The sequence below is a fragment of the Gemmobacter nectariphilus DSM 15620 genome, from assembly GCF_000429765.1.
Lineage (GTDB): Bacteria > Pseudomonadota > Alphaproteobacteria > Rhodobacterales > Rhodobacteraceae > Wagnerdoeblera > Wagnerdoeblera nectariphila.
The window spans coordinates 137,470-157,938 of sequence record NZ_AUCM01000004.1; the positions used below are offsets into that span (position 1 = coordinate 137,470).

At 68.0% G+C, this 20,469-nt stretch carries 25 protein-coding genes; 5 read left to right on the top strand and 20 right to left on the bottom strand.

What is annotated here, in order from left to right; genetic code table 11:
- Position 1: 1 nt before the first annotated feature.
- The 3 genes from G481_RS22760 to G481_RS0103715 are packed head-to-tail and all read left to right on the top strand — an operon-like array spanning position 2 to position 2,000.
- Positions 2-289, top strand: a complete 288-nt coding sequence (locus tag G481_RS22760) for a YciI family protein (RefSeq protein WP_051294284.1) — start codon at positions 2-4, stop codon at positions 287-289.
- A 16-nt stretch (positions 290-305) separates the two neighbouring features.
- On the top strand, positions 306-752 hold the full coding sequence (locus G481_RS22765) for a cupin domain-containing protein (RefSeq protein WP_051294285.1): 447 nt from the start codon (positions 306-308) through the stop codon (positions 750-752).
- 3 nt (positions 753-755) lie between these two features.
- Entirely contained in the window at positions 756-2,000 is a 1,245-nt protein-coding gene (locus G481_RS0103715) for an FAD-dependent monooxygenase (RefSeq protein WP_028028814.1), read from the top strand.
- A gap of 231 nt (positions 2,001-2,231) precedes the next feature.
- On the opposite strand, the gene G481_RS0103720 is transcribed toward G481_RS0103715, so the two are convergent.
- From G481_RS0103720 to G481_RS0103775, 12 genes are all read right to left on the bottom strand, one after another.
- Positions 2,232-3,050, bottom strand: coding sequence for a bifunctional 5,10-methylenetetrahydrofolate dehydrogenase/5,10-methenyltetrahydrofolate cyclohydrolase (locus G481_RS0103720; RefSeq protein WP_028028815.1), 819 nt, complete (start codon positions 3,048-3,050; stop codon positions 2,232-2,234).
- Positions 3,047-3,823, bottom strand: a complete 777-nt coding sequence (locus G481_RS0103725; protein ID WP_035025046.1) for an IclR family transcriptional regulator — start codon at positions 3,821-3,823, stop codon at positions 3,047-3,049. The genes G481_RS0103720 and G481_RS0103725 overlap by 4 nt, the downstream gene beginning before the upstream one ends.
- Entirely contained in the window at positions 3,816-4,655 is an 840-nt protein-coding gene (locus G481_RS0103730) for a bifunctional 5,10-methylenetetrahydrofolate dehydrogenase/5,10-methenyltetrahydrofolate cyclohydrolase (protein ID WP_028028817.1), read from the bottom strand. Before G481_RS0103730 ends, G481_RS0103725 begins: the two co-directional genes overlap by 8 nt.
- A gap of 1 nt (position 4,656) precedes the next feature.
- Complete coding sequence (locus G481_RS0103735) at positions 4,657-5,808, bottom strand: hypothetical protein (RefSeq protein ID WP_028028818.1); 1,152 nt, start codon at positions 5,806-5,808, stop codon at positions 4,657-4,659.
- Positions 5,809-5,857: 49 nt separating this feature from the next.
- Positions 5,858-6,715, bottom strand: a complete 858-nt coding sequence (locus tag G481_RS0103740) for an ABC transporter permease (protein WP_245594919.1) — start codon at positions 6,713-6,715, stop codon at positions 5,858-5,860.
- A gap of 2 nt (positions 6,716-6,717) precedes the next feature.
- Positions 6,718-7,473, bottom strand: a complete 756-nt coding sequence (locus G481_RS0103745; protein ID WP_028028820.1) for an ABC transporter ATP-binding protein — start codon at positions 7,471-7,473, stop codon at positions 6,718-6,720.
- Positions 7,474-7,483: 10 nt separating this feature from the next.
- Positions 7,484-8,065: an NAD(P)H-dependent oxidoreductase gene (locus G481_RS0103750; protein ID WP_028028821.1), complete on the bottom strand. Its 582-nt coding sequence runs from the start codon at positions 8,063-8,065 to the stop codon at positions 7,484-7,486.
- Between the two features lie 10 nt (positions 8,066-8,075).
- Positions 8,076-9,455 carry an FAD-binding oxidoreductase gene (locus G481_RS0103755; protein WP_028028822.1) on the bottom strand — a complete coding sequence of 460 codons (1,380 nt, stop codon included), beginning with the start codon at positions 9,453-9,455 and terminating at the stop codon, positions 8,076-8,078.
- Entirely contained in the window at positions 9,446-10,708 is a 1,263-nt protein-coding gene (locus tag G481_RS0103760) for an amidohydrolase family protein (protein ID WP_028028823.1), read from the bottom strand. Before G481_RS0103760 ends, G481_RS0103755 begins: the two co-directional genes overlap by 10 nt.
- On the bottom strand, positions 10,705-11,490 hold the full coding sequence (locus tag G481_RS0103765) for a creatininase family protein (protein ID WP_028028824.1): 786 nt from the start codon (positions 11,488-11,490) through the stop codon (positions 10,705-10,707). Before G481_RS0103765 ends, G481_RS0103760 begins: the two co-directional genes overlap by 4 nt.
- Before the next feature lie 187 nt (positions 11,491-11,677).
- Positions 11,678-12,067, bottom strand: a complete 390-nt coding sequence (locus tag G481_RS0103770; RefSeq protein WP_028028825.1) for a RidA family protein — start codon at positions 12,065-12,067, stop codon at positions 11,678-11,680.
- Positions 12,068-12,128: 61 nt separating this feature from the next.
- Positions 12,129-13,271, bottom strand: coding sequence for an alpha-D-ribose 1-methylphosphonate 5-triphosphate diphosphatase (locus tag G481_RS0103775; protein ID WP_028028826.1), 1,143 nt, complete (start codon positions 13,269-13,271; stop codon positions 12,129-12,131).
- Positions 13,272-13,365: 94 nt separating this feature from the next.
- Between G481_RS0103775 and G481_RS0103780 the strand changes: the two genes are divergently transcribed.
- Positions 13,366-14,046, top strand: a complete 681-nt coding sequence (locus tag G481_RS0103780; RefSeq protein WP_028028827.1) for a DUF1045 domain-containing protein — start codon at positions 13,366-13,368, stop codon at positions 14,044-14,046.
- Here the strand turns inward: G481_RS0103780 and phnN are convergent.
- From phnN to phnG, 8 genes are read right to left on the bottom strand one after another with little or no spacing between them, the layout of a single operon-like run.
- Positions 14,028-14,555: a phosphonate metabolism protein/1,5-bisphosphokinase (PRPP-forming) PhnN gene (gene phnN / locus G481_RS0103785; protein WP_028028828.1), complete on the bottom strand. Its 528-nt coding sequence runs from the start codon at positions 14,553-14,555 to the stop codon at positions 14,028-14,030. The two genes, G481_RS0103780 and phnN, sit on opposite strands and share 19 nt — an antisense overlap.
- Complete coding sequence (gene phnL, locus G481_RS0103790) at positions 14,552-15,235, bottom strand: phosphonate C-P lyase system protein PhnL (RefSeq protein ID WP_028028829.1); 684 nt, start codon at positions 15,233-15,235, stop codon at positions 14,552-14,554. Before phnL ends, phnN begins: the two co-directional genes overlap by 4 nt.
- Positions 15,236-15,238: 3 nt before the next feature.
- Positions 15,239-15,997 (bottom strand): phosphonate C-P lyase system protein PhnK, encoded by a 759-nt coding sequence (gene phnK / locus G481_RS0103795; protein ID WP_035025126.1) that lies wholly within the window; start codon positions 15,995-15,997, stop codon positions 15,239-15,241.
- Positions 15,998-16,032: 35 nt separating this feature from the next.
- Positions 16,033-16,896: an alpha-D-ribose 1-methylphosphonate 5-phosphate C-P-lyase PhnJ gene (locus G481_RS0103800; RefSeq protein WP_028028831.1), complete on the bottom strand. Its 864-nt coding sequence runs from the start codon at positions 16,894-16,896 to the stop codon at positions 16,033-16,035.
- Entirely contained in the window at positions 16,893-17,486 is a 594-nt protein-coding gene (locus G481_RS0103805) for an HAD family hydrolase (protein WP_028028832.1), read from the bottom strand. The genes G481_RS0103800 and G481_RS0103805 overlap by 4 nt, the downstream gene beginning before the upstream one ends.
- A complete protein-coding gene (locus G481_RS0103810) occupies positions 17,483-18,577 on the bottom strand; it encodes a carbon-phosphorus lyase complex subunit (protein WP_028028833.1) in 1,095 nt (364 codons plus the stop codon). Before G481_RS0103810 ends, G481_RS0103805 begins: the two co-directional genes overlap by 4 nt.
- Entirely contained in the window at positions 18,577-19,143 is a 567-nt protein-coding gene (gene phnH, locus G481_RS0103815; RefSeq protein ID WP_028028834.1) for a phosphonate C-P lyase system protein PhnH, read from the bottom strand. The genes G481_RS0103810 and phnH overlap by 1 nt, the downstream gene beginning before the upstream one ends.
- The gene (phnG, locus tag G481_RS0103820; RefSeq protein WP_028028835.1) at positions 19,140-19,586 is read right to left on the bottom strand and encodes a phosphonate C-P lyase system protein PhnG; all 447 of its coding nucleotides are present in this window, start codon (positions 19,584-19,586) and stop codon (positions 19,140-19,142) included. The genes phnH and phnG overlap by 4 nt, the downstream gene beginning before the upstream one ends.
- 111 nt (positions 19,587-19,697) lie before the next feature.
- Here phnG and phnF point away from each other — a divergent pair, with 111 nt between their 5' ends.
- The gene (gene phnF, locus G481_RS0103825; RefSeq protein ID WP_028028836.1) at positions 19,698-20,417 is read left to right on the top strand and encodes a phosphonate metabolism transcriptional regulator PhnF; all 720 of its coding nucleotides are present in this window, start codon (positions 19,698-19,700) and stop codon (positions 20,415-20,417) included.
- The last annotated feature ends 52 nt before the right edge of the window (positions 20,418-20,469 follow it).

Genomic DNA, 20,469 nt, shown 5'->3' on the forward strand with positions numbered 1-20,469 from the left:
CATGCGTTTCGTTGCGATCTTCTTCGATGACGTCCAGCCGCGCGACATCGACCCCGCGCTGACCCGCGCGCATTTCGATTATCTTGCGCAGCACCGCGACCGCATCACCGAGGCGGGCGGCCTGCGCCCTGGCCCGGAGGCGCCGTTCTGCGGCTCGCTCTGGGTGATCGAGGCCGACACCCTGGCCGAGGCCCGCGCGCTGGCCGATGGCGATCCCTATTGCACCGCAGGCCTGCGGCCCGACATCCGCGTCCTGCAATGGAACCGGGCGCCCCTGCCCACCAACTGACCCACAGGAGAGACCCATGACCACCCCCGATGGCACCCAGGTGATGATCCTTACCCCCAAGGCGACCAGCATCGCCAAACAGGGGATGCCCGCCTTCTTCGGCGTCTCGCAAAACAGCACCGGGGCACAGCACCTGTCGCTGAACCTGACGGCCTTTGGCCCCGGCGGGCGTGCGAAAACGCATTTCCACCGCGATTATGAAACCGCGATCTATACCGTCTCGGGCGCCATCGTGCTGCTTTACGGCAACAAGCTGGAACACGAGGCGCTGATGCTGCCCGGCAGCTTCACCTATATCCCGCCCGAAGTGCCGCATATCGCCTTCAACCTGTCGCTGACCGAACCCGCCACCGCCGTCACCGCCCGCAACGATGCGCGCGAGCAGGAAAACGTGGTGCTGACGCCCGATTTGGACGGGCCGTGGCTGGACGAGCGGATTGCCAAGCGCCGGGCAGAGGGCTGAGCCATGAAGGTCATCATTGCCGGGGGCGGGATCGGCGGTCTGACCGCCGCGCTGTTCCTTCACAAGGCCGGGGTCGCCTGCAAGGTCTATGAAAAGGTGCCGGACATCCAGCACCTTGGCGTGGGCATCACCTTGTTGCCCCATGCCGTCAAGGCGCTGGACGAAATCGGGCTGATGGAACCGCTGGACCGTCTGGGCGTGCGCACCGACCGGATGATCTTTCGCACCCGGGGCGGGCAGGCAGTCTGGGACGCGCCGCGCGGGCTGAAGGCGGGCTATGACGTGCCGCAGATCACCGCCCACCGCGCCGACATCCACAAGGTGCTGCTGGAGGCGGTGGCCGAACGGATGCCGGCAGGCACCGTCACGCTGGATGCAGCCTTCGAGACGGTCGAGGACACGGCGGATGGCGTCATCGCCACCTTCCGCCGGGCCGACGGGTCCACCTTTACCGATACGGGCGATGTGCTGGTCGGCGCCGATGGCATCCATTCCGCCGTGCGCCGCCATCTAAACCCAGAAGAGGGGGCACCGCGCTGGTCGGGGCTGTTCCTGTGGCGCGGCTCGGTCGACTGGCCGCCGGTGCTCGACGGGCATACGATCATCAATTCGGGCGGGATGACGCGCAAGTTCATCTTCTACCCGATCGGGCCTGGCAAGACACCGGGCACCCAGCTGATGAACTGGGCCTGCGTGATCCGCGCCGCCGAACCCGGCAGCCCCACCCCCGGCCGCGAGGACTGGGACCGCGAGGCCAAGGCCGAGGTGCTGCACCCGATCCTGCGCGATTTCACCGTGCCGGAAACCGACATCCGCGCCATGATCGACGCAACCCCGGTGTTCTGGGATTTCCCGATGTGCGACCGCGACCCGCTGACCAGCTGGACCCGCGGCCGCGTCACGCTGCTGGGCGATGCGGCGCATCCGATGTATCCGTTCGGGGCCAATGGCTCGGCCCAGGCGATCCTCGATGCGCGGGCCCTGGGCGAGATCTGCGGGCGCGGCGGCGATCCGGCGGCGGCGCTGATGGCCTATCAGGACGCCCGCCTTGGCCCGGTGAACGATGTGGTGGCCGGCAACCGCACCGGCGGGCCCGAGCGGGTGATCGACGAGGTCGAGGCCCGCATCCGCGACCTGCCGGGCCAGCGGTTCGACGATATCGAAACCGTGATGCCCTATGCCGAACGCGAGGCGATCGTGAACGGCTATTCCCGCCTTGCAGGCTTTGCCAGGGAACAGGTCAGCTGACCCATCGGGGCGCCGGATCAGGCGCCCCCTTCTTGCGGCATGGCCCGCTGCGTCGCCATCAACCTCTGTGCGGGTGCGCTGAACATCCCAAGGTCTCGCGCGCCCCGCACCCGACAAACGCCCTGGCCATGCGCGCCGTCCTCGTCCCTTTCGCCTTGATCCAAATATCCTCGGGGGTGAATTGGCCGTCAGGCCAAGAGGGGGCAGAAGGCCCCCTTTCTTTCCGCAGGATCACCGCCCCGGCGCTGCCGCCACGATATTGCCGATCAGGCAGGCCGTCGTCACCGGCCCCACCCCGTCCGGCACCGCCGAGACCAGCGCCGCATGGCCCAGCAGTGCTGCCATGTCCGCATCCCCGACCAGCCCGCGCGCCGTGCGGATGATCGCCAGATCCAGCACCCGCCCGCCTGGTGCGACATGATCGCGGCCGATCAGCCCGGCAACGCCGGCCGCCGTCACGATCAGATCGGCCGCGCGCGTATGCGCTGCCATATCGCGGGTCGCGACATGGCACAGCGTGACCGTCGCCCCCGCATCGGCCAGCAGCATCGCCAGCGGTCGCCCGATCAGCCGCGAGGCCCCGACCAGCGCAATCTCGGCCCCGCGCAGATCGCCCAGGATCTCGCGGGCGCACAGCAGGCTGGCCTGTGCTGTCGCAGGCGCGCGGGCCGCAGGATCGCCCAGCAGCACGGCGCCCGCGTTCAAGGGGTGCAGCCCGTCGGCATCCTTGGCCGGGCCGATGATCGCCGCGGCGCGCTCGGGCGTCAGGCCCGCGGGCAGGGGATAGAGCGTCATCACCGCGTCAATGCCCGGATCCGCCGCCAGCGCGGCCAGCTGCGCCGCAGGATCGGCGCCCCAGCCGATCGCCCGGATCTCGACCCCGGCCTCGGCCGCCATCGCCTGTTGCCGGGCCAGATAGGCGGCGGCGGGGGCATTGCCGGGGTCCAGCAGGCTGGCGCAGACCGGCGCGCGCCCCAGCGCCTTCACCTGGCTGCGCGTTCTGGCCTGCACCTGCGCGGCAAGCGCAAAGCCGGTGAACACCTCGGTCATTGCAGCGCCCCGCCCAGTTCCGCCGCGCCCGCCTGCATGCGCGGCGCGATGCGGCCGGCGATCTCGGCCGCCTCATGGCCATGGGCCGGAAAGATGATCGAGATCGCCCCCGTCACGCGCTGCATCCCGTCGAACACCGGCACGGCCAGCGAGGCAACGCCATCGACATATTCGCCATCCGACAGGCAATAGCCCAGCCGCCGGCAGTCAGCCAGAATCCCCGCCAGCCGCGCGGCATCGGTTTCGGTCCGGGGCGTATGGGCGGCGGGGGGCAGGCGGGCGAGCAGCGTGGCGCGCTCGACCTCGGGCAGATAGGCCAGGATCACCCGCCCCGCCGCCGTCGGGAGCAAGGGCACCCGCGAGCCCACCGTCACCATGTTCAGCGTGAAGCGCGAGGGCAGGAAGGCATGGGCGACATAGACCGCCTCGGTCTCGTCCAGCATGGCAAAGGATGTCGACTCGCCGATTTCCTCGGCCAGTCGGCGCAGGATCGGGTGAACGATCTGCGGCAGGCTGCGCCCCTCGATGAAGCCGCGGATCAGGCGCAGCACATGGGGGGTCAGCTCGTATTGCCCCCGGTCGGCGCGGGCATAGCCCTTTTTCTCCAGCGTGCGGACAAGGCGACGGGTGACGGCGCGGTTCAGCCCGGTCTTGGCCGCCAGTTCCGACACTGACAGGCGCCGGTCGGCCCCGGCAAAGGCCTCGATCACGTCAAGGCCCTTGGCAAAGGTCAGCGAGACTTCCTTGTCGTCATCGGGGATCGGTTCAGCCATGGCGCGCCGCCGCGTCGATCAGGTTGCGCAGCAGCATGGCGCGGGTCAGCGCGCCGACCGACCCATGCGGCGGGGTGACATGGCCTGCGACCTGCGCCACATCCCCGGCAAGGTCCGACACCATCTGGCCACCGGCATAGCTGATCCCAACGCCAACGGCGGCAGCGCCAGGGCGGATCATGTCGGCGCGGATCAGATCGGGCTGCCCGGCGGCCGCGATCACCACATCGGCCTGACAGGTCAGCGCCGCCAGATCGGGCGTTGCGGAATGCGCCAGCGTCACCGTGGCATCGACGCCCCGCGCCGCCAGCATCAGCGCCAGCGGCCGCCCGACCAGCAGCCCGCGCCCGACGATCACCACATGCCGCCCGGCCAGCGCGACACCATAGCCTTGCAGCAGCGCCAGCACGGCCGCAGGGGTGCAGGGCACATGGCCCGGCAGCCCCGCGACCATCCGGCCCAGGTTTTCCGGCGACAGACCGTCGATGTCCTTGCCCGGTGCGATGGCGGCGGCGATGGCCCGCTCGTCATGCCCGTCCGGCAGCGGGAACTGGACAAAGAACCCGTCAACCGCCGGATCGGCGTTCAGCCGCGCCACCTCGGCCAGCAGGGCGGGCGCAGGGGTATCGGCGGGCAGGGCGATCAGGTCAGCCTGAATGCCCAGTTCCACGCAATCGGCATGTTTGCGCGCGATATAGGATTGGCTGGCCGGGTTGTCCCCGACCAGCACGGTGGCCATGCGCGGTGGGCGGGGCAGGCGCGCGACTTGCCCCGCCATGGTGCGGCGCAGGGTCGCGGCCAGCGCATCGCCATCCAGCAGCACGGCCGTCATGTCACTTCAGCCCGATTGCAGGGTCGATGAAGCGGTTGGTCACCACATCTTCGGGCTTGACATCGGGGTTGGAGCGCTCGTCCAGCCAGGGTTTGACGATGTCATACATCGCCTTGACCTGATCCATGTCGAAATCGCCCAGCGTGGCATTCGGGCCATTGCCGACGATGCCGCGTTCCTTCTGCGCCTTGGCCGAGAATTCGTTCAGCTCCAGCGAGGTTTTCCACCAGCTGGTGGCGAAACCGCCAGCGTTGAAGTCGTAGATCAGCTTGTTCACCGCAGCCGGGTCGGTGATGTAATCGATCTCGGCCTGTTGCAGGATCGGCACCAGCTTGGTCAGGCAGGGCGCCAGCTCGTCCAGCCGGTGATTGGCCACCGCCAGCATCCCGGTATAGGTCGGATAGCCCAGCTCGTTCACCGTGACGGCGTCGATCGGCTTGCCCCAGTTGTTGCCGTGGCTGAACTTGTAGACCTCGGAGGTGACAAAACCCTGGTTCAGCCAGGTGCCGTTGTTGGTGACGAAATTCTCGCCATCGCCGCGATAGCCCTCGACGAAGACATCCTTGGGCACGCCCGAGTTGACCAGATAAAGCCCGAAGGTCCGGGTGATGGTGGACACATAGATCATCCCCTTGCCGCTGGCGGCAAAGGCTTTCAGATCGTCGATGGAATGGAACCCTTCGGGATAGGTGCCCACATCCCAGAACAGGCCCGAAGGCGCCTTGTCCAGCGCGGTGAACACGCCCGTGACCGGGAAGCGCTTGGAAAAGATGAAGGCGTTGTCGAGTTCCTGAAAGCCCAGATGCGGGGTGACGCCGGCCTTGGAATTGCCGTTGAACAGCGCCGAATAGGCGGTTTCGCCATCGCCCAGGCCAATGTTGCCGCCACCTTCCAGGATCACAAGGTCGATCCCGGTCGATCCCAGCGGGCCGGAATAGCGGCCGGCTTCCATCTTTCCGCCAGGTCCGATCAGCTGATATAGCCCGCCATGTTCGGCCTGCGCCAGCCAGTCCTTTTGAATGTAGAACGGGCTGGGGCACACGTCGGCCAGCGGGGTGGTATAGCGTTCGGCGGCGGTGCCCTGGGCAAGGGCAGGCAGCGCGGCAAGCGCGGTCGTCGTGGCAGCGACGGCGCGGATCAGACCTTTGATCATGGCGGTTCCCTGTGGTTCTTGGAGGAGGAGGCGGCAGGTTCGGGGCAGCTCAGCCCCGGCGGGCGGCACTTTCATGCCAGCTTGCGAACAGGCGGTTTCCCGCCCAGGTGAAGACCAGGTACACCGTTATCGACAACGCCGAAGATGCGATCAGTGCGGCATACATCTGCTCGTACTTGAAGTCGGTCTTGGCGTTGATCAGCATTTGCCCCAGCCCGCCCTTGCCCGCAAGGAAGAACAGCTCCGACGTGACCGCGCCGATGATCGCCATGCCGGTCGAGATGCGGAACCCCGCAAACAGCGCCGGCGCGGCCGAAGGCAGGCCCGCCTTCCACAGCATCGCCCACCAACTGGCGCCTTGCAGCCGGAACAGGTTCAAGATGCCCCGGTCGAGGCTTTTGAGCCCCAGAAGCAGCGTGGTGGGAAAGGCGAAAAAGGTGAACAGCGCCACGATCAGCACCTTGGGCATGAAGCCAAAGCCAAGCGCGCTCTGGATCAGGGGGATGATCGCCAGGATCGGAATGGATTGCAGCGCCACCAGATAGGGGAACACCGCCCGTTCCATGACGTGAAAGCGGAACATCACGATCCCGATCGCCATGCCCAGCGGGATCGACACGCAAAGGCCGGTGACCGCGATGGTGATGGTGACAAGGCTGCGGTTCCACAATTCGGCCAGCACCTCGGGGCGCGACAGGGCCTGTGCCCACAGATCGCCGGCCGAGGGCATCAGGAACTGCCGGTGCGGCGGCAGGTTCCAGCGCGTCCAGGCATAAAGCCCCAGCAGCATCAGGCCCATCAGCACAGGCGGCAGCATCAGCGCCACAAAGGCGCGCAGCGGCCCCGGCGGCTGTTCCACCGGCACCGGGGCAAAGCGTTCGGGGTTGATCCGGGGGGCGCGGGACATGGTCATTCCTCGATCGCGCGGCGCAGGGCGACCGAAACCTCGCCCGCAAGGCGGGTGAATTCGGGATCATAGCGCAGCTCGGGCGTGCGGGGCCAGGCAAAGGGGATGTCGAATTCGGCGATGATCCGGCCGGGGCGGCGGCTCATCACGACGACGCGGGATGACAGATAGACCGCCTCGGGGATCGAATGGGTGATGAAAAGGCCGGTGAACCCCTTGCGCAGGTAAAGGGCGATCAGCTCGTCGATCAGCCGCTCGCGGGTGATTTCGTCCAGCGCGCCAAAGGGTTCGTCGAACATGAACACGCCGGGGTTCAGCGCCAGCGAGCGCGCCAGCGCGGCGCGCATCCGCATCCCGCCCGAAAGCCGTTTGGGATAGTGGTTTTCAAACCCCTTGAGCCCGACCAGCTCGATCTGGTCCATCGCGATGCGGCGGCGTTCTGCGGCCGGCACCCCGCGCAGTTCCATCAGCAGTTCCACATTGGGCAGCACCGTGCGCCAGGGCAGAAGCGTGGCATCCTGAAACGTATAGCCAAGGTTTGACCGATCCACCCAGATCTCGCCCCCGGTGTGGGTTTCCAGCCCCGAGGCAAGTTTGAGCAGCGTGGACTTGCCACAGCCCGACGGGCCCACGACCGAGACGAATTCCCCTGCCGCAATGCGCAGATCCACCCCGTCCAGCGCAAGGGTGCCATCGGGATACTGCATCGACACCTTGTCGAAACTCAACGCAGCGGCGGGGCTGGAGGCAGTGGACATGCGCGGCCTTTCAGAATTTCAACATCGCGGCGCGGACGCGGGCGACATAGGCCTCGGTCTGGGCGCGGGTGACGTTGTTCATGTCATATAGGGCATGATAGCTGACCTTTACCATGGGGTGGCAGCAGACCCGCAAAAAGCGCGTGGCATTGCGGCGCGGCGCATCGCCCAGAAACCACGCCCGCCAGCGTTTCGATCCATAGGTCGTCACGGTCGCCAGCTTGCGGATGTTCTGAAGGCCGGGCGAGAGCTGCCCATCGCGCATCTTGAAGGACACATCGGGCAGGAACACCTTGTCGAAATACCCTTTCAGGATCGCCGGCCAGCCGAAATTCCACACCGGATGGCACAGCACCACCGCATCGCAGCTTTCCAGCCGGCGGACGTAGTCATCGACCTTGGCGCGATTCGCCGGCACGTCGTGATAGCTGTCGCGATCCTCGCGGGTCAGCACAGGGTCAAAGCCTTCGGCATAAAGGTCAAGGTCGTCGACCTCGTGCCCGGCCTCGGTCAGCGCCTGAACCACGGTGCGGTGCAGCTCGGCATTCAGGCTGTCGGGCTGCGGATGGGCGTAGATGACATGCACCTTCATCGGGTCATACTCATTCGGTGAACAGGAAATTCTTGCCGCTGTCGGGTGTCCAGTCGGGGTGGGTCCAGGCGATCATCTTGCCGGGGTTCATCAGGCCCAGCGGGTCGGTCTGGCGCTTGAATTCCAGCTGGGAAATGTCGGTGCGCTTCATCCCGCCTTCTTCCAGCGTGACGCGGTGCGGGTTGAAGACGGTGATCGGAAAGTCGGTTTCCAGAATGCGGACCAGGTCCTCCAGCCGTTCCTCGGTGGTAAAGCGCACGATGGGCATGGCAACCGGGCTGACAACGCCGTTGAACCGGGTGTATTCGCAATGCAGCATCAGCTCGTCGCCAAAGCGGGCGTCCAGCGCGGCGATGGTGTCGGCCATGCTCTCGCGCGGGAACATCATCTGCAGATAGGTCAGCGACGGGTCGATCCGGATCGCGCGCAAGGTGGTGTGGTTCCAGGCCATCTCGAACAGCGCGGGCAGGCGGTCTGCCGGATCGGCCCGGTCGGCGCGATAGGAGATGTCCGCCCCCGGCCAGGCGGCGACGCGGGCCTCCAGCGTCGGCAGATCGTGGCGCGCGACCATCAGCGCGATCACGCCTTTGCCGGTGCCGGCATGGGGGCGATAGCGCTGAAAGAACAACTCGGGCACCGGCGGGGCAAAGGTCGACAGCATCCGCAGCAGCAGCGATTCCCCAAGCTCGATCGCCAGCAGGTTGGCCGAGATGAAATCGGGGGTCGTGACCATGACATCCACCCAATCGCCCGCCGGGTCCACCGGCAGCTCGATTTCGGTCATCACGCCGTTGACGCCATAGGCATGGGCGGCCTTGTGGATGTCGTGCCCGGTCAGGTCCAGCACGCGCGGGGTTTCCTCCATCGTCACCAGCCGGACGCGGCGGATGTTGGCGGGGTTGCGCAGCCCGCCCCAGCGGATCGCGCCGACACCGGAGGATCCGCCCGCGATGAAGCCGCCGATGGTTGCCGTGGCGGTGGTCGAAGGGAACAGCCGGATCTCGCGCCCGTTGTCTCTCAGGTGCCGCTCGATGTGCTCGATGATGGTGCCAGAACGGACGGTGACATGATCGTCCCCCAGATCGGAGATGCCGGTCAGGTGCTGCATGTGCAGCACCACGCCGCCGTTCAGCGGCATGGCCTGGCCGTAATTCCCGGTGCCGCCGCCCCGCACCGTCACCGGCACCTTGTGGCGATAGCAGGCGGCCAGCACGCGGATCACCTCGGCCTCGTCCCGGGGCGAGACGACCAGATCGGCAGTGAACCCGTCCAGCTGGCGTTTCAGGATCGGGGAATACCAGTAGAAATCGCGGCTCTTCGCCTTGAGGACCGAGGGGCGGTCATCCATCTCGATCCCGTCAAGGTCGGCCTTCAGCTGGGTCAGGTCCATGCGGGGGCTCCGTCCAGGGGGTGGCCTGCACGCAGGACCAGCCGGTTTTCATGGGCGCGCGACATCAGGTCGGTCCAGTCGCGGGCGTCAAAGACGATCAGATCGGCCGGGGCGCCGGGGGCGATGATGCCTGCCTCCAGCCCCATGACCTGGCCTGCGCGGGCGGCGATGGCGGGCAGCCAGTCCTGCGGCGCGGCTTCCAGCTGCAGGGTCAGCACGGCCTGGCGGAACACCTCCCACAGGTCATAGGCGCCATAGGGGTAGAAGGCATCGCGCACATTGTCGGATGCAAAGCCGACCGGCACCCCAAGCGCGGCCAGTTCCTGCACCATGGTCATGCCGCGCAGGCGCGGGCTGGTGCCGGGGGCGCGGTCCATCAGAAAGGCGTTGGTCAGCGGCAGGGCGATCACCCGCACCCCGGCCCGCGCCATCCGCTCGGCCAGTGCCAGCGCGCGGGGGCGGTCCATGGCGGACAGGGCGCAGCAATGACCCAGCGTGACCGGGCGGTCAAAGCCGGTGCGGGCGATGGCGTCCAGCACGGTGGCGATGCCTTGTGCGTTGGGATCAAGGCATTCATCGACGTGGAAATCCACCGCCAGCCCGGCGTGGCCCGCATGGATCAGAAAGGCATCGACTGCGGCCGGATCGCAGCCTTCGGCCGGGATATAGCCCCCCGCCAGCCCGCCCCGCGCCGCGATCTGGGCACAGCGGGTGGCAAAGCCGGGCTCGAGTGCGCGGTCGATGCGCATCAGCGCGACCGGCTCCAGCACCATGCGGCCCTGCCAGCGGGCCTGCATCTGGGCCAACGCCTGCCAGGCGGGGCTGTCATCGGGCGCGGTCATGCTGTCGAGATGTGTGCGCAGGGCGACGGTGCCTTGCCGCCAGGCCATGCCGATGGCGCGGTCCATGCGGGCGGTCAGATCCGCCGCCGTGCGGTTGGGCGCATCGGCCATGGCAAGGCCCACCGCCTCGGCCAGACCCGAACGGGCAAAGCCGGTGCGCTGGACGGTCAGGGTCTTGTCCAGATGGACATGGGCGTCGATCAGGCCGGGCAGGGTGATCCGCCCGCCCATGTCGCGCACCTGCTGCGCCGGGCCAGGCTGGGCGATCCGGCCATCGGTGATCGCCAGATCCATGCGCATCAGCCCGTCGCCCAGATCGGTGCCCGGCAGCCCCTGGCACAGGGCCGAAGGCAGCACGACATTGCGCAGCACCAGATCGGCGCGCGTCCTCACCTCGGGGGCGTCGGTCATGCCAGACGCGCGGGCAGCGGGCAGGCCGATACCTCATCCAGCAGCAGGCCAAAGCGTTGCGCCGCATGATCCGCGATCCGTGCGCCCAGCTCGGCCGTGGCACCGCGCGCATCGCCCGCGGCGCCTTCGGGGTGCAGATCCTCGGACCGCCAGCCCATGCTGACCAGCCCCAGCATCCGCAGCACCTGATTGTTCTGCGCGATGTCGGCCGAGGCCGGGCGGAAGTATTTCGCCTGGGTCATATCCACCAGATCGGGGCGGAAATGCAGCATGGCCGCCGTTTCGACCAAGCCGCCGTGGATCCCCTCGGCCTGTTCCTGGGCCGAGACCGCGCCTTCGGGAAAGCCCATCGAGACCCAGCCGGCGGTGGCCACCAGCATGTCATGCTTCAGCCGCAGGCTGCGGGCCAGCATCTGCAGCACCGGCACATTGCCGCCATGGGCGTTCAGGCAGACCAGCCGCCGGATGCCCGCCCGCGCGACCGAGGCGCCGATCTGTTCCAGCACCGCCAGCAGCGTGGGGCCATCCAGCGTCAGCGTGCCGGGAAAGCCGATGTGTTCATCGGATTTCGCCACCGCGATGGTGGGCAGCACCAGCACGGGGGCGGTTGCCGCCGTGGCAGCGCAGCGGGCCATGTTCTCGGCCAGCGTCGTATCGGTGGATACCGGCAGATGCGGCCCGTGCTGTTCGGTGGCCCCGACCGGCAGCAAGGCAACGGTGCGGTCCTTGTCCAGCGCGGCAAAGTCGGTGGTGTGCAGGTCGGACCAGTAACGGTATGGCATGGGATGTGTCCGATTATCGAGCAGGTGTTCGCATTGTGATCAGGGTGGCTGCCCTTGCCGCCATTGGCCAGACCGCGAAAGCGCGGCCTTGGCAAAAATGCCGCAGCGCCGCATCGTTGCACAACAATGCGGCGCTCTGCCTGCGCAGCGGGCGGGTCTGGGGTGGATCGGGGCGAATCCCCGGCTGTCAGGACCGGGCGGCCAGCAGCTCGATTTCCACCTTGAATTCGGGCCGGGTAAAGCCGCTGACGATCATCAGGGTCGAGGCCGGGGCAGGTTGCCCGAACAGCCGGTCGCGCACCGCCATATAGGGCGCCATATGGGCGCGGTCGGTGACATAGGCGTTGATGCGCACCACATCGGCCAGCGTCATGCCGGCCTCGGCCAGAATGGCGGCGCCATTGGCGAAACAGATCTCGGCCTGCGCGCCGGCATCTTCGGGAACCAGCCCCTCGGGGGAAATCGCCAGCTGGCCCGAACACAGGACCAGCCGGGCGCCGGCGGCGATTTCCACGCCGTGGCTATAGGCGGCCAGCGGCCGGGCGATGGTGGCGGGCAGCAGGTGGTGCAAGGTCATGGGGCCTCCGGGTCAGGGGATGCCCCAAGGCTTCCACGGCTTGCGCGGCAGGGCAAGCGCCTCAGCCGACGCGGTTGCCCTGAACCCACAGCCCGCGCACCGCGCCTGCGGTGCCGATCCGCGCAACGCGCACCACATCGGCGCGCGCACCGGGCACCAGATGGCCCCGGTCGGCCAGCCCTGTCGCCTCGGCCGGGGCGGCGGTCACGGTGGCGATGCCGCGCGCCATGTTGCCCCACAGATCGCCCAGCATCAGCGCCGCCGACAACAGCGACGAGGGCACATAGTCCGACGACAGGATGTCCAGCAGATCAAGGCCCGCCAGGTCCGCCGCAGCCACATTGCCCGAATGCGAGCCGCCCCGGATCAGGTTCGGCGCCCCCATCATCACGCGAATGCCCTCTGCGCGGCAGGCCGCTGCGGCGTCGACCGTGGTGGGGAATTCGGCGAAATGCACGCCATGCACCTTCGAGGTCGTGACCTGGTCGGCCGTGGTATCGTCATGGCTGGCCAGCACCGCGCCATAGCGGCGCGCCTCGGCCACGGCCGTTGCCTCGTGCAGATCGCCCACACGGGCGCGCAGGGCCTGCTGACTGGCGACGTGGTCAAGAAAGGCCTCGTCCGACAGGCCGCGCTTGCCCATGACATATTCACGCAGCTTGCTCAGGTCGCGGAACTGGCGCTGGCCGGGGGTATGGTCCATCAGGCTGACGATGCCCACCCGGTCCTCGGGGCCGAACTTGGCCATTTCCTCGACCAGCGTTTCGGAACAGATCTCGGCCCGCAGGTGCAGAAAATGGCTGATCCGCAACACGCCGCGCGCCCGCAGGTCCAGGATTTCACTGGCCACGGCGCGGGCGTATTCGCCATACCCCGCGTTGGTGTTGGAAAAGATCGAGCCCACGCGCAGCGCATCGAACACCGTGGTGATGCCGACGCTGGCCAGTTCGGCATCATGGGCGACAATCGCCGACATATGCGGCCAGTTCACCTTGGGGCGCGGCTGCATGTGGCGTTCCAGATTGTCGGTATGCAGCTCGATCAGCCCCGGCATCACCAGATCGCCGCCGCAGTCGATGGCATCCGCAGGCACCGCCGTGCCATGGTCGATTGCCGCGATGCGCCCGCCGGACAGGCGGACCGAGCCGCGGATCACCTCGTCCGGCAGCACGATCTGGGCATTGGCAAGGATGGTATCGGTCATGTCAGGTCGTCCTGTCTTGCAGTCGTTGGCGCGGATCGGCTGAATGGCAGCGGCCTGTCACAACCGTGTGACAGTCGACCGCTAAGGCCACGCCATGGAACAGATGAAACGGTATGCCGTGTATTATGCCCCGCCGGCCGGGGAATTCTGGGACCGCGCAAGCCACTGGCTGGGCTGGGATGCGGTCCGCGGTCAGGCCGTGGTGCCGCCCGATCTGGGGCTGGATGCGGCCGCGATCACCCGCGATCCGCGCAAATACGGCTTTCACGGCACCATCAAGCCGCCCTTCCGGCTGGCCGATGGCGTCGATCTGGCCGCGCTGCACGATGCCATGGCCGATCTGTGTGCCCGGCTGGCGCCGGTCGAGCTGCCGGGGCTGCGGCTGAAGAACCTTGACGGTTTCCTTGCGCTGGTTCCGGATGGCGATGCCGCCGCGCTGCGCGCCCTGGCAGCCGCGGTCGTCGAAGGGCTGGACGCGCTGCGCGCCCCCCTGACCGCGGACGAGATTGCCCGCCGCCGTCCCGAGCGGCTGAGCCTGCGCCAGCGCGAGCTGCTCTATCGCTGGGGCTATCCCTATGTGATGGAGGAATTCCGCTTTCACCTGACGCTGACCGACCGCCTTGCCGGGGCGCAGGCCGCACAGGCCGCGACCACGCTGGAGGCGCATTTCGCCCCCGTGCTGCCGCGCCCCTTCCGGGTTGCCGACCTGTGCCTCTTTGGCGAGGCGATGGACGGGCGCTTTTACCTGCTGCACCGCTACACCCTTTCCGGCTGAAGCGCGGCCATGAAGCGGGCCAGCCCCATCTCGGGGCTGGCATCGTTGTGCACCACGGCCACATCCAGCCCGTCGGGCAGCGCAAAACCCGCCCGCGCCAGCCGCGCGGCCTGATCGGCACCGCTTTCACGCGCCCTCCCGGCCAGCCGGGCCGCCAGCACCTCGGGCGGCGCCGTCACCAGCACGACGCGCAAGCCGGGAAACTGCGCTGCCGCCGTGGCCAGCACCGCGCGCGAGGCGTTGAACAGCACGATGCCGTTGCCCGCCAGTTCCGCCGCCGGAATGCCATAGCCCAGCCCATGCGCCCGCCAGTGCAGCGCGAAATCGCCCGCCTCGGCCCGGGCGACAAAGACCGCCTCGCTGACGCCTTCAAAGTCTTCGCCCCCCGCCTCGGCCGGCCGGGTGATCACGCGCCGCGCGGCCCGGATGCGCGGATCGGCGGCACAGGCCGCCGCCATCAGCGTATCCTTGCCCGCCCCGGATGGCCCGACGACCGCGACCAGCCTCATGCCGCCCTCGCCGGGGTAAAGGCGGTCACATCGACCAGCCGGTCGCAGACCCGCTCGCGCGCGGCCTCATCGTGAAAGATCCCCAGGATCGCGGCGCCGCGCGCCTTGGCCTCTTCGATCAGCGACAGGACCACCTCGCGGTTGGCCGCGTCCAGACTGGCCGTCGGCTCGTCCAGCAACAGCGCCGGATAGCCATGGGCAAAGCCGCGCGCGATGTTCACCCGCTGCTGTTCCCCGCCCGAAAACGTGGTGGGCGAGAGGGACCACAGCCGCTCGGGGATGTTCAGCCGCGCCAGCAGACTGGCCGCCCGTGCCCGTGCCTCGTCGGGCGGAACGCCCAGCACCAGCAGCGGCTCGGCCACCACCTCGATGGTCGGCACACGCGGCACCACGCGCAGGAACTGGCTGACATAGCCCAGGGTTGCCCGGCGCAGCGCGACGATCTCGCGCGGCTGGGCGGTCACCACATCAAGACCGTCCACCAGGATCGACCCGCCCGCCGCCAGATAGTTGCCATAGACCATCCGCATCAGCGTCGACTTGCCCGCCCCCGACTGGCCGACCAGCCCGACACATTCGCCCCGCGCCACCGACAGCGCGGCCCCGGCCATCACCGGAATGACTGCGCTGCCCTGATTGTGCAGGGTGAAGCTTTTGGAAAGATTGGAAATCTCGATCATCGCCTACACCTGAAGGACAGAGGAAACCAGAAGCTGGGTATAGGCGTGCTGCGGATCGTCCAGCACCTGATCGGTCAGGCCGGTTTCCACCACACGGCCCGATTTCATCACCATCAGCCGGTCTGCAAGCAGCCGCACCACCGCCAGATCATGCGTGACGATCACCACCGACAGGCCCAGATCGCGCACCAGCCCGCGCAGCAGATCCAGCAGCCGTGCCTGCACACTGACATCAAGGCCCCCGGTCGGCTCGTCCATGAACACAAGGCGCGGCCCCGTCACCAGATTGCGCGCGATCTGCAAGCGCTGCTGCATCCCGCCGGAAAACGCGCTGGGGCGGTCGTCGATCCGCTCGGCGGCGATTTCCACCCGGCCCAGCCAGTCGGTGGCGGTGTCGCGGATCGCACCATAGTTGCGCGCGCCCACCGCCATCAGCCGCTCGCCCACATTGCCGCCTGCGCTGACCCCCATCCGCAGCCCGTCGCGCGGGTTCTGGTGGACATAGGCCCAGTCGCTGCGCAACAGCCGCCGCCGCTCGGCCTCGGACAAGGTCAGCACATCGGCGCCGTCGTATGCGATCCGCCCCAGATCGGGCCGCTGATGCCCGGCCAGACAGGACAGCAGCGTCGATTTGCCCGACCCGCTTTCCCCCACGATCCCCAGAACCTCGCCCGGCCACAGATCGAAAGACACATCCGCACAGCCGATCCGCGCCCCGTAACGCTTCGTCAGCCCATGAACCGAAAGCAGCGGCTGCGGCATCATCTTGCCAAAAATACCCAATTCCCCGGCCCCCATCACGCGACCCTCTCGGGCGAAAGCCGCCCCCGGTGCCCCTCGGCCTGGCGAGAGGCGCAATAATCGGTGTCGGAACAGACGAACATCCGGCTGCCCTGATCGTCGGTGATCACCTCGTCCAGATAGCTGCGGCCCGATCCGCACAGATCGCAGCAATGATCGGCCTTGGACGCGACAAAGGGATGATCCTCGAAATCCAGGCTCACCACCTCGCTATAGGGCGGCAGCGCATAGATCCGCGCCTCGCGGCCTGCGCCGAACAGCTGGATCGCGGGGTTGCCGCCCAGCCGGGGGTTGTCGAACTTCGGGATCGGCGAGGGGTCCATCACATAGCGCCCCTCGACCTTCACCGGATAGGCATAGCTGGTCGCGATCTCGCCATGGCGGGCGATGTCTTCATACAGCTTCACATGCATCAGGCCGTATTCCTCCAGCTCGTGCATCTTGCGCGTCTCGGTCTCGCGCGGCTCCAGAAACCGCAAGGGTTCCGGGATCGGCACCTGATAGACAAGGATCTGCCCTTCGGTCAGCGGCACTTCGGGAATGCGGTGGCGGGTCTGGATCACCGTCGCCTCGGCCGTGCGCTCTGTCACCTCGACGTTTGCTGTGCGCTGAAAGAACCGGCGGATCGACACTGCATTCGTGGTGTCATCGGCCCCCTGGTCGATCACCTTCAGCCGGTCGCCCGGCGTCAGGCAAGCCGCCGTCACCTGCACCCCGCCGGTGCCCCAGCCATAAGGCATCGGCATCTCGCGGCTGGCAAAGGGCACCTGATAGCCCGGCACCGCCAGCGCCTTGAGCAGCGCGCGCCGGATCATCCGTTTGGTCTGTTCGTCCAGATAGGCGAAGTTATAGTCCTTCACAGCAGCCCCCGTTGGGTCAATGCGGCCTCCAGCGCCGGTGGCGCCGTGAAATGGATGGCATCCATGCCAAAGGCGCGTGCGCCCAGCACGTTCCGTTCGCTGTCGTCGATGAACAGGCAGTCCTGTGCCGCCACGCCCGCGCGCTCGCAAAGCAGCGCAAAGATGCACGGATCGGGTTTCAGCACCCGCTCGATCCCGGAAACCACCGTCACGCCAAACGCATGGCCAAGGCGCGGGTGGCTGGCCAGCCCGATGGGCCAGGTCTGTGCCGACCAGTTGGTGATTGCGTGGACGCCATGTCCGCGCGCCGCAAGCCGGTCCAGCAGCGCCCAGCTTTCTTCGATCGCCTCGGGAATGCTCAGGGCATAGTCCGCCAGGTAGCCGGCAAAACGCGCCCGGTCCGACGGATCGGCGATTTCCTGTGCCAGGTCGGCAAAGGTCTCGCCAGCGTCCGCACGCAGGTTCAGCGTGGCAAAGTCGATCCGCGCCATGAAGGCGTCCACGGCGTCCCGCGTGCCAAGTGCGGGCAGAAAGGCCTGGTGGGCATCCCAGCGGATCAGCACATTGCCAATGTCGAAGACCACGTTCATTGCGCCGCCTCCTGCGCGGCCATCGCCTCGCGCCGCAGGCGGCGGACCAGCTCCAGCTCGGCCTGGAAATCGACGTAATGCGGCAGCTTGATATGCTCGAGGAACCCCGTCGCCTGGATGTTGTCGCAATGCGACAGCACGAATTCCTCGTCCTGCGCCGGCGCCCCGATGAAATCCTCGCCCAGTTCCTGCCAGCGCAGGGCACGGTCGACCAGGCTCATGGAAATCGCCTTGCGTTCCGACTGGCCCATGACCAGCCCATAGCCGCGGGTGAACTGCGGCGGCTCGGTTTTCGAGCCCTTGAACTGGTTGACCGTCTCGCATTCGGTCAGCTCGATCTCGCCGATTTCCACGGCAAAGCCCAGCTCGGGCAGATCGATCTCGACCGCCACGCGGCCAATGCGCAACTCGCCCACAAAGGCATGGGTGCGGCCATATCCGCGCTGCGTGGAATAGGCCAGCGACAGGGTGAACCCCTCGTCCGCCCGCGCCAGCGCCTGCAGCCGCAGCGCGCGGCTCGCCGGCAGCTCCAGCGGCTCGCGCGTCAGATCGCGCGGCGGGGTATCGTCGGGCAGGGCCTGTTCGATCAGCCCGTCGCGGTCCAGAAGGCCCGTGACATGGGGCACCGGCTCCGGCGCGCCCCCTGTGCGTTCCTCGTGGATGCTGGACGATGGTGCCTCGCCCTCGGCCATCAGCGAGAAATCCAGCAGCCGGTGGGTATAATCGAAGGTCGGCCCCAGGACCTGCCCGCCGGGCAGATCCTTGAAGGTTGCCGACACCCGCCGATCCACGGCCATCGCCGCCGTCTCGACCGGGCGCGAGGCGCCGACGCGCGGCAGCGTGGTGCGATAGGCGCGGATCAGGAACACGGCCTCGATCAGATCGCCCCGCGCCTGCTTGATCGCCAGCGCGGCCAGATCGGGATCATAAAGCGATCCCTCGGCCATCACCCGGTTCACCGCCAGCGCCATCTGTTCGCGGATCTGGGCGATGGACAGCTCGGGCACCGACAGATCGCCCCGCCGCTCCTCGGCCAGCCAGTCATGGGCGGCATCAATCGCGCGCTCACCCCCTTTGACGGCAACATACATCAGCGGTCCTCCACGCGGGTGCTGCGGGGCAGGGCGGCCAGCCGCTCGCCACAGGTCAGGATCGTGTCAAAGCCCAGCGGAAACAGCCGCCGGTTGGCCTGAAAGACCGCAGTCTCGGGCAGGCTCAGCCGCGCCTCGGTCTCGATGCCGGGGCCGGTCAGGCGCGGGCCATCGGCCTCCAGCCGGTCCATCTCGACGATCAGCGTGGCCGAACGATCGGGATAGGACGGCTCGCCAATGCGAAAGCGATCGACGGGGCACAGGTCATCCCAGCGCCCGACCGCGAATTGCGCGGCCTCGGCGGCCACCAGCGGCGCGCCGGTGTGAAAGGCGATCCAGCCCCGCACCGCCGCGCAATCCGCATCGCCCGCCAGATGCAGCGGCGTCGTGCTGTCGGTCAGCACCAGCAGCGCGACCCCGGCCGCCACCGACAGCGGCGCAGGCGGCTCGGCCCCCGCCACGGTGAAAATCCGGCCCGGCCGCGCCATTGCCTCCAGCAGGGCGCGAAAGGCCTCGGCGGACTGGATTGCGGGGTCGGCAAAGCCCCCGGTCAGAACGGCGCTCATTGGTCTTCCCCCCGCACCATGGTGAAGAATTCGACACGGGTGCCTGCCGCCTTGGCGGCGCGGGCCGCGCGGCGGGTGGCCTCTTCGGCGCGCAGCGCGGCCAGAACGGCGGCCTCCAGCGCCGCACCCCCGGCCGTCTGCATCATGGCATCGGCCAGCGCGGCACGCCGGGCATGGCCCTTGTCGCGGCCCTGCACGCAGGCATGGCCCACGGTGCCATCGGCCAGACGGACGGAACAGCGCGTCACCGTCATCTCGCCCAGGTTGAACGGCGCGCCAGTGCCGCCCGTGCGGCCTTGCACCATGACGGCGCCGATCTCGGGCGCGCGCAGATCGTCATGCGCCGGCAGATCCGGCATCAGCGCCGCCAGCCGCGCCGGCGGCGCCTTGGCAAGCACCGACATCCAGTCACGGCGCAGGTTTGGTTCGGTTTGGTGGGACATTCCGGCCTCGACAGCTTGCGGATTTGTCTAGCATACTATACAACTAGACAAATCAATACGCCGCACCGGGCCGCCCCACAAGCCCCCGCATCGTGAAACTTTGGTGACAGCATGGCCCGCGCCCCGATCTGGACCTCGATCGCCGACACGCTCTCGGCCGAAATCGCCCAAGGCCATTACCGCCCTGGCGAGCGCCTGCCGACCGAGACCGCGCTGGCCGCCCGCTTTGGCGTCAACCGCCATACCGTGCGCCATGCCCTGTCCGCGCTGGTCGAGGCAGGCACGATCCGCACAAGGCGCGGGGCAGGGGTTTTCGTGACCGCCCGCCCGACCGACTACCCGCTGGGCCGCCGGGTGCGGTTCCATCAGAACGTCACCGACTCGGGCCGCACCCCCTCGCGCCGCCTGACCCTGCTGGACACCCGCGCCGCCGATGCCAAAGAGGCCGAGGCCCTGCACCTCGCCCCCGGCGCCCCCGTTCACGTCGTCGAGGGTCTGTCCCTGGTTGATGGCCAGCCCGTCGCGGCCTTCCGGTCCGTGTTCGATGCCGCGCGGTTCCCCGATTTCCTGGTCCATATGCAGGACCTGCAGTCGATCACCGCCGCCCTCGCCGCCTGCGGGCTGGCCGATTATACCCGCGCCCAGACCCGGCTGACGGCAAAACTCGCACCGCCCGTGCTGGCGCTGGCGCTGGAACTGCCCGAAGGCGCGCCGCTCTTGCGCTCGGTCGCGGTGAACGTCGATGCGGGGGGGCGCCCGGTCGAATACGGCACCACCTGGTTTGCAGGCGACCGCGTCACCCTGACCGTCACGCCAGAAGGGACAGCCTGACGGCTGCCCCTTTGCCTTTTTCAAAAAACCCCGGGGGCGACGCCACACCCGC

Coding starts and splice junctions, on each gene's coding strand:
- G481_RS0103810 (WP_028028833.1), bottom strand. CDS start 18,577: ATGTATGTTGCCGTCAAAGGGGGTGAGCGCGCGATTGATGCCGCCCAT.
- G481_RS0103760 (WP_028028823.1), bottom strand. CDS start 10,708: ATGACCGACGCCCCCGAGGTGAGGACGCGCGCCGATCTGGTGCTGCGC.
- G481_RS0103780 (WP_028028827.1), top strand. CDS start 13,366: ATGGAACAGATGAAACGGTATGCCGTGTATTATGCCCCGCCGGCCGGG.
- phnH (WP_028028834.1), bottom strand. CDS start 19,143: ATGAGCGCCGTTCTGACCGGGGGCTTTGCCGACCCCGCAATCCAGTCC.
- G481_RS0103745 (WP_028028820.1), bottom strand. CDS start 7,473: ATGTCCACTGCCTCCAGCCCCGCCGCTGCGTTGAGTTTCGACAAGGTG.
- phnN (WP_028028828.1), bottom strand. CDS start 14,555: ATGAGGCTGGTCGCGGTCGTCGGGCCATCCGGGGCGGGCAAGGATACG.
- G481_RS22760 (WP_051294284.1), top strand. CDS start 2: ATGCGTTTCGTTGCGATCTTCTTCGATGACGTCCAGCCGCGCGACATC.
- phnL (WP_028028829.1), bottom strand. CDS start 15,235: ATGATCGAGATTTCCAATCTTTCCAAAAGCTTCACCCTGCACAATCAG.
- G481_RS0103770 (WP_028028825.1), bottom strand. CDS start 12,067: ATGACCTTGCACCACCTGCTGCCCGCCACCATCGCCCGGCCGCTGGCC.
- G481_RS0103755 (WP_028028822.1), bottom strand. CDS start 9,455: ATGGACCTGACCCAGCTGAAGGCCGACCTTGACGGGATCGAGATGGAT.
- G481_RS0103735 (WP_028028818.1), bottom strand. CDS start 5,808: ATGATCAAAGGTCTGATCCGCGCCGTCGCTGCCACGACGACCGCGCTT.
- G481_RS22765 (WP_051294285.1), top strand. CDS start 306: ATGACCACCCCCGATGGCACCCAGGTGATGATCCTTACCCCCAAGGCG.
- G481_RS0103740 (WP_245594919.1), bottom strand. CDS start 6,715: ATGTCCCGCGCCCCCCGGATCAACCCCGAACGCTTTGCCCCGGTGCCG.
- G481_RS0103715 (WP_028028814.1), top strand. CDS start 756: ATGAAGGTCATCATTGCCGGGGGCGGGATCGGCGGTCTGACCGCCGCG.
- G481_RS0103805 (WP_028028832.1), bottom strand. CDS start 17,486: ATGAACGTGGTCTTCGACATTGGCAATGTGCTGATCCGCTGGGATGCC.
- phnF (WP_028028836.1), top strand. CDS start 19,698: ATGGCCCGCGCCCCGATCTGGACCTCGATCGCCGACACGCTCTCGGCC.
- G481_RS0103730 (WP_028028817.1), bottom strand. CDS start 4,655: ATGACGGCCGTGCTGCTGGATGGCGATGCGCTGGCCGCGACCCTGCGC.
- G481_RS0103750 (WP_028028821.1), bottom strand. CDS start 8,065: ATGAAGGTGCATGTCATCTACGCCCATCCGCAGCCCGACAGCCTGAAT.
- G481_RS0103720 (WP_028028815.1), bottom strand. CDS start 3,050: ATGACCGAGGTGTTCACCGGCTTTGCGCTTGCCGCGCAGGTGCAGGCC.
- G481_RS0103775 (WP_028028826.1), bottom strand. CDS start 13,271: ATGACCGATACCATCCTTGCCAATGCCCAGATCGTGCTGCCGGACGAG.
- phnK (WP_035025126.1), bottom strand. CDS start 15,997: ATGCCGCAGCCGCTGCTTTCGGTTCATGGGCTGACGAAGCGTTACGGG.
- G481_RS0103725 (WP_035025046.1), bottom strand. CDS start 3,823: ATGGCTGAACCGATCCCCGATGACGACAAGGAAGTCTCGCTGACCTTT.
- G481_RS0103765 (WP_028028824.1), bottom strand. CDS start 11,490: ATGCCATACCGTTACTGGTCCGACCTGCACACCACCGACTTTGCCGCG.
- phnG (WP_028028835.1), bottom strand. CDS start 19,586: ATGTCCCACCAAACCGAACCAAACCTGCGCCGTGACTGGATGTCGGTG.